This is a genomic window from Bradyrhizobium sp. CCBAU 11357 (genome assembly GCF_028128865.1).
GTDB lineage: Bacteria > Pseudomonadota > Alphaproteobacteria > Rhizobiales > Xanthobacteraceae > Bradyrhizobium.
Genome location: NZ_LBJW01000007.1, coordinates 227 through 6,483, shown reverse-complemented (window position 1 = coordinate 6,483; position 6,257 = coordinate 227). Strand labels below are relative to the sequence as shown.

Sequence of the window (6,257 nt, the reverse complement as noted above, 5' to 3'; positions counted from 1 at the left end):
GAGCAGCCCCACTCGTCCCTTGCCGATCAGCGTACGCGGATCGACGGCCGAAAGATCGATCACTGACATGCAAGGCACTCCTCATAATTAGTACGCTGCGGCTGCGGCGCCGCCACCTTGTCGCTGTCGCCGATCTTGCCGGCGAACGCCGCGCGCGAGATAGACTTTGAGCGGCAGTAGTAGAGGCTTTTCAATCCGCGCTGCCATGCCGTCCAGTGCAGCATGTGAAGGTCCCATTTATCGACATCGGCTGGGAGATAAAGGTTGATCGACTGGCTTTGGCAGATGAACGGGGCGCGGTCGGCGGCAAGCTCGACGATCCAGCGCTGGTCGATCTCGAAAGCGGTGCGAAAGATCGCTTTCTCGTGCTCCGACAAGATGTCGAGACGGGCCACCGACCCTTCGTGTGCTATAATCGACTGCCACATCGCCGAAGTGTCGGCGCCCTTCGCCGCAAGCACTTTGGCGAGATGCGGATTACGCACCGAGATGGCGCCGGACAATGTCTTATGGGTGTAGATGTTGGCCGGGATTGGCTCGACGCAGGCGCTGGTGCCGCCGCAGATGATGCTGATCGAGGCGGTCGGCGCGATTGCGATCTTGTGGCTGAAGCGCGCCATCACGCCGCGTTCCAGGGCATCCGGGCACGGGCCACGCTCGCGCGCGAGCGTCACGGATGCCGCGTCGGCCTCGCGGCGGATTTTCCGGAACATGTTCAGATTGAACGACTTGGCCATGACACTTTCCATTGGAATGCCCTTGGCCTGCAGGAAAGAGTGGAAGCCCATGACGCCGAGGCCGACGGAGCGCTCACGCAGGGCAGCGTAGCGGGCACGCTTCATGCCGTCCGGCGCCACCGTGATGAAGTGCGTGAGCACGTTGTCTAGGAAGCGCATGACGTCCTCGATGAAGGTGGGCTCCTCATTCCACTGGTCCCAGGTCTCGAGGTTGAGCGACGACAGGCAGCACACCGCGGTGCGCTCCTCGCCGCGATGATCGATGCCGGTCGACAGGGTAATCTCGCTGCACAGGTTGGAGGTCGAGACCTTGAGGCCGAGCTCGCGCTGGTGCTTGGGGAGCGCACGGCTCACGGTGTCGATGAACAAGAGATAAGGCTCGCCGGTCTGCAGCCGATTCTCAAGGATGCGTTGCCTCAGCTGGCGGGCATCGATCTCGCGGACGACCTCGTTAGTCTTCGGGCTGCGCAGAGCGAATGCGGTGCCGGCGCCCACGGCACACATGAACGCGTCGGTGACGTTGATGCCGTGATGTAGGTTGAGGCTCTTGCGGCTGAAGTCACCAGACGCCTTGCGGATCTCGAGGAACTCCTCGATCTCGGGATGGTGGATATCGAGATAGACCGCCGCCGAGCCGCGCCGCAAGGAGCCCTGGCTGATCGCCAGCGTGAGGCCGTCCGTGACGTGGATGAACGGGATGATGCCCGAGGTGACGCCGCCCCTCGCCTTCTCGCCGATTGAGCGAACATTACCCCAGTAGGTGCCGATGCCGCCGCCATTGGAAGCAAGCCAGACGTTCTCGTTCCAGGTGCCGACGATGCCTTCGAGCGAGTCCGACACTGAGTTAAGGAAGCAGGAGATCGGCAGGCCGCGCGTGGTCCCGCCGTTGGAGAGCACCGGTGTGGCCGGCATGAACCACAGCCGAGACATCGCATCATAGAGACGTTGGGCATGCGCTACATCGTCCGCGAAAGCGCAAGACACCCGCACGAACATGTCCTGGTAAGTTTCGCCGGCGAGCAGATAACGGTTGGTCAGCGTCAGCTTGCCGAATGATGTCAACAAGTCGTCGCGAGACGGATCGAGCGTGAGGTCGGCCGGCTTTGGCGATGGCGCGAGGGGCCACGGCAGCGGAGCCGGCGATGGCGAAAGGGGCACCAGACACGGCTCAGGCGCGGCAGGCTTCGCCTGCGCTAGGCGCGGCCGCACACTCGGTGACGCGACGAGATGACCATGCTGATCGAAATCGTAAGACGGCGACATCGGCAACCCCGCGATGTTTGAGGCTGGGGGCCGTGCGGACGACTTGCGAGGAGATCGGACAAATATCACCAGCTGCAAGCGACCCACCGGGGCACCCCGCCCGAGGACTTTCGTTCAGTCGCGGCAGGTCTCCTGGCTCGCGGGTCGCTGGGGCTGTCGGCCTTCCCAGCGCTGTCGCGCCAGTGACCATGATGACAACCGCTCGCCGCTTACAGTTGCGGGGGCAGCCTCGGAATAGCCGTTGCCGGCGCACCGGGTTCCCTCTTAGCTTCCATCCTACGAGATGCGGGAATGGAAGACCGTGACGGGCTACATATAGGCGCCACTCGCGGAGATTCGTCAAGGCGGCGCCGTCAAGTTAACGAATTGGAGCAGCCCCGAGGTCAAGGTTCGGCGAGCGTTGTCGTGGAGATCTCGCGCCAAGTCGCAAAGGCTCGCTCGCGCGAAACACGACGGAAGTCGGCAGTGACGGCTCCGAGAGAGAGGATGTGGAAAAGGTTCGTGACCTGATCATGAACTGACAGAAAAATTGAGCCTGACGGGACGATTTGAAACGCTTCATGATCCGATCGCGTCGCCTGTTACCCTTGCGGCGTTCGTGGTCTGGACTATCCCTTCACCCGGCGATGTCCGCTGTAGGTGCTTCCCGTCGAGTCTCCACCCCTCCCCTGGCAGGGGCTTGGCTCGGGGAATCACTTTCCAACTGAAAGTGCCTTATGTGATGGGCTACGCGACCGTGGGGCTCGCAGGCGGCGTGGTCGCGCGCTTTGTTACGATTCCAAAAGCTGCTTGGCTTGCCTCCATGAACATCGGAAGGACGAGAAACATATATCCAAACCGCGTCTCGATAATACCGGAATGGTCACGCCGTTAGGGTGCAATGCGCCTACATTCACCGGAGGAGGCTTTGATCTGCAAGAAGTCTCGCTTGAAGTCGTCCGCAGTGCGGTCGGATTGCTCTCAGAAGGGAAGTAGGACCCCGGCACCTGGCAAGTGTCTATCCTGACACTGCAAGGCCAAAACAGAGCACGTGTACTGCCACGCTGGGAGCGTTTGATTGCCCCCACATCGACGCTGTTGGGCCGGGGAATGAACGTCTTGCTTTCTTCGCACGTGATGCGGGCAATGTGCAAATTTGCTTGCGAATTTGTCCCCCCTTGAGAATGGCGGAGTTCTTCTCGGCTGGGCGCGTGGGGAAAGACCGGGTGGTAGTCGACCTTCGCGGTCCCGGCCCGCACGCCCTTCACGGGCGACACTGTTTCGTGCCTGATCACGCTTGGCAGGTCGCAGAGATACGGCGGGCTTTTCAGGATAGCACGGGTGACGTTGATTACCTCGGCGATCGGCACTCGCATCCCGGTGGCGCCGCGGCAATGAGCGATCTGGGCTCGGCTACGCTGCGGCGCATTGCCCGCCGCGTGAAGGAGCCGCTCATGCTGATCGTGGCAGGCAGCGAGATCAATCAAGACTGGTCGGCGCGTTGTTGGAAAGGGCGCATTGATGGGTGATTTCTGAGGCGCCGCTTGGAGGCACAACCACAGGAGCTAAAATTGTTCGATCCGCCACACGATTGGGCGACCGTCCGTCACGCTGTATGAGCCGACGCTTACTTGGCGTGTAAGTCGCTCGGATGAATTGGACCAGTTCGGAACATCAAGGGCGAGCCCAATGCCTACCAGCCGAAGGAGTTGATGCCCTGAAGCGCGGTCGCTAGGGCAGAGTGTATTTTCGAGGTATCAAGGCCGAACATGGGTGATGTGCGGATTCGTAATGGAAAAGCCGCGGCAACGCGGCTCGGATCAAGTCATGCTGCTACCGTGAGGGACCATGACGAATTGGACGATCGAACGCATGGTTTACCGCAAGGCGCGCCGACGTGAGGTGTTCGTCGGCCATCGCATCAGTTCGGACGGCGGTAAGTCGTGGATCGAAGAAGGCGAACTTCACGCCAGCTTTGAAGATTCGTTCTCGCAGGTGACGCGCGAAGTGGACATCGAAGAGTACCAATCGCGCGTTGCCGCTGCACGCAAGATGTCGTTGATCATGCCGCTTCTGGCCGCGCGGCGGACTAATTCTAGCGTTAGCCCATCGCGGCGATAGCCGATAGCTCCCCACTTCGACGTCCTGATGTAGCTGCCGACATAGTTGCGGCTGGGCCGCTCATCGCGGGCCAAGTATCCGGTCTAGCGGGGTTAACTCCTCGGCCGCACGGCCATCTCACAGGTCGTCCGACAAGTCTGGGCGAATCCTAGTGGCTCCGAAATCTCGTTGGCAGAGGATCCGGGAGCTTCGTCTATGCCAACGTATAGCTTTCGAAGGAGCGCCTCGCCTGCCATTCCTTTCTTGAGGCCGGCGCGATGACTGGGACAGACAAGGCGCCGGAGGCCCAAGCTTTTTCTGCGATTTTAGGTCGTGTTCTGGAATGCGAAATTAGGATGGCGAAACTCATTTGAACAGATTCGAGTGTGACGAAGTGTGGGCTAAGAGGTTGGATTGACATTGACTCTCGGCTCTCCTCGCTGGACCAAACGAGAAGACGAACTGCTGCGCAAGCTTGTTGATGCCGGCACGCCTGTGAAATCCATTTGCGAAACGCTCAATAGATCCGAGCTAGAGCTTCGCAGGCGCGGCTACTACATTGGCCTACCAAGGAAATGGTTCAAGCGAACAGCCAACATCTGACGCTGTGAGGCGGCGCTCAGCAATAGGCAGTTCTTCCTGAACCCGGCTCTCAGTATGGCGGCAGTTCGAGGGACGACCGAGCACACCCGCAGCGCCGCGACCGTCGCCTGGTTGCCGGGCGGGCCAGCAAACGGCAATTCGGGAACAGCCCGAAGCGGTCGTCCGCGGCAATGTGCCCGGCCCTGTCGAGGCAGACTGCCGGAATGCCGGCGCATCTAATCAAATGATCCGCGAGAAGCTCGACGCGGGTCGGCATAGCCCGATTGACAGCTGATTTGCGCCGACCCCGTCAATTGGACCGCAGCGTCATCCTATTCGACACCCAGCTTTGAGACGATCGACGAAACCAGGAATTCCGAACCCGGTCTCGTTAGATGCAGCATGTCGCTCGCAACAACGGGATTTGCCGACGCGCGTCAGGCATTCGCCCTTGTCGCAGAAAACGTCGCGCGCGGAAACACTAGACCCCCAGCGCGCCAGCGATGTTGCGCAACGTGAGGTCGCCTTATTAGGACCGCCGGCGGCGGCTCGGTGGACGTGCTGATCTCTGCATTGGGAACCAAAGGATTGGCTCGCAGGTTGGCGGAACCGAACTTGACCACGCTTTCCGGCGATGCCGCCCGCTTCCTTGCCGGCGGCGAGTTTCCAATCCCGATCCCGACCCAAACGACGAACGGCTTTCCAACCATCACAATCGACTACAAGAAGTTCGGTGTCGAGTTGGGCTTCGTCCACACCGTGCTCTCGCGCGGCGTGATCAACCTTCGGGTCGAGCCATCGGTCAGTGACTTGATTTCGCCAATGCAGTGACGATCCAGGGACGACCGTTCCACCCTTGACCCGCCGCGATGCACGCACGACGGTCGAACTGCGCGACGGCCAGGGTTTCGCCATCGCCGGCCTGCTGCAGACTCGCAATCGCCGGGACGTTTCGCAACTTCCCTGGATCGGCTCGGTGCCCGTGATCGGGACCTCGTTCAGCATCAAATCGTACCAGCAGGAGGAAACCGATCTGGTCATCATCGTCACGCCGCGCCTGGTTGCGCCGGCGGCACCCGGCCAGCAATCGGCATTGCCGCTCGACTCCCGACTTCCGGCAAACGACGTCGATTTCTTCCTCAATTGGTCAGATGGAAGTCCGCAAGCGCTACAACGACTACGTCAAATCCGGTGGTGAGGTGAAGGGTCCGTACGGGCACATCATCGCTCCCGAGGTCAGGGCGCCCCTTCCGGCACCGGCCGCTGTTGCCGACCAGCCGGTCGCGACGGCGATGTTGTCAAGTCCGGAGGCGGCGAGTGCCTGGTCGAGGGTGGCTGTGACATCGGAAGCGCACATGGTGGGACCAAGCCTCCAGGCCACGATGTAGCGCGAGAAGTCGTCAAGCACGGTCGAGAGATAGTACCACCCCGATCCGGTGATCTTGAGGTAGGTGAAGTCGGTCTGCCAGAGCTGGTTGACCGCCGTCGTCTTGTCCTTGAACTCGTTCGCGGCCTTGATCACCACATAGGCCGGGCTGGTGATGAGATCATGCGGCTTCAGCAGCCGATAGACTGACGCCTCGGATACAAAGTACT

General features: G+C 61.0%; 3 protein-coding genes, 3 pseudogenes and 1 riboswitch. Of the genes and pseudogenes, 3 read left to right on the top strand and 3 right to left on the bottom strand.

Translation table 11 applies throughout. The features are described 5' to 3' along the window. Positions 1 to 59 precede the first annotated feature (59 nt). Both XI05_RS01060 and XI05_RS01055 read right to left on the bottom strand, forming a co-directional pair. Entirely contained in the window at positions 60 to 1,802 is a 1,743-nt protein-coding gene (locus XI05_RS01060; protein WP_271498074.1) for a ribonucleoside-diphosphate reductase subunit alpha, read from the bottom strand. Positions 1,803 to 2,105: 303 nt separating this feature from the next. Further along, positions 2,106 to 2,319: riboswitch (cobalamin riboswitch) on the bottom strand. 64 nt (positions 2,320 to 2,383) lie between these two features. Further along, positions 2,384 to 2,580 (bottom strand): annotated as a pseudogene (locus tag XI05_RS01055) (IS6 family transposase); the annotation flags it as partial. Between the two features lie 793 nt (positions 2,581 to 3,373). On the opposite strand from XI05_RS01055, the gene XI05_RS01050 reads away from it, so the two are divergent. The 3 genes and pseudogenes from XI05_RS01050 to XI05_RS01040 form a co-directional block, all read left to right on the top strand. Next, positions 3,374 to 3,508, top strand: a complete 135-nt coding sequence (locus tag XI05_RS01050) for a hypothetical protein (protein WP_271498071.1) — start codon at positions 3,374 to 3,376, stop codon at positions 3,506 to 3,508. Between the two features lie 319 nt (positions 3,509 to 3,827). Further along, on the top strand, positions 3,828 to 4,100 hold the full coding sequence (locus XI05_RS01045) for a hypothetical protein (RefSeq protein WP_271498068.1): 273 nt from the start codon (positions 3,828 to 3,830) through the stop codon (positions 4,098 to 4,100). Between the two features lie 1,086 nt (positions 4,101 to 5,186). Beyond that, positions 5,187 to 5,956: pseudogene (locus XI05_RS01040) on the top strand (type II and III secretion system protein family protein); the annotation flags it as partial. Here the strand turns inward: XI05_RS01040 and XI05_RS01035 are convergent. After that, positions 5,947 to 6,257, bottom strand: a pseudogene (locus XI05_RS01035) (DDE-type integrase/transposase/recombinase); the annotation flags it as partial. The pseudogenes XI05_RS01040 and XI05_RS01035 overlap by 10 nt on opposite strands.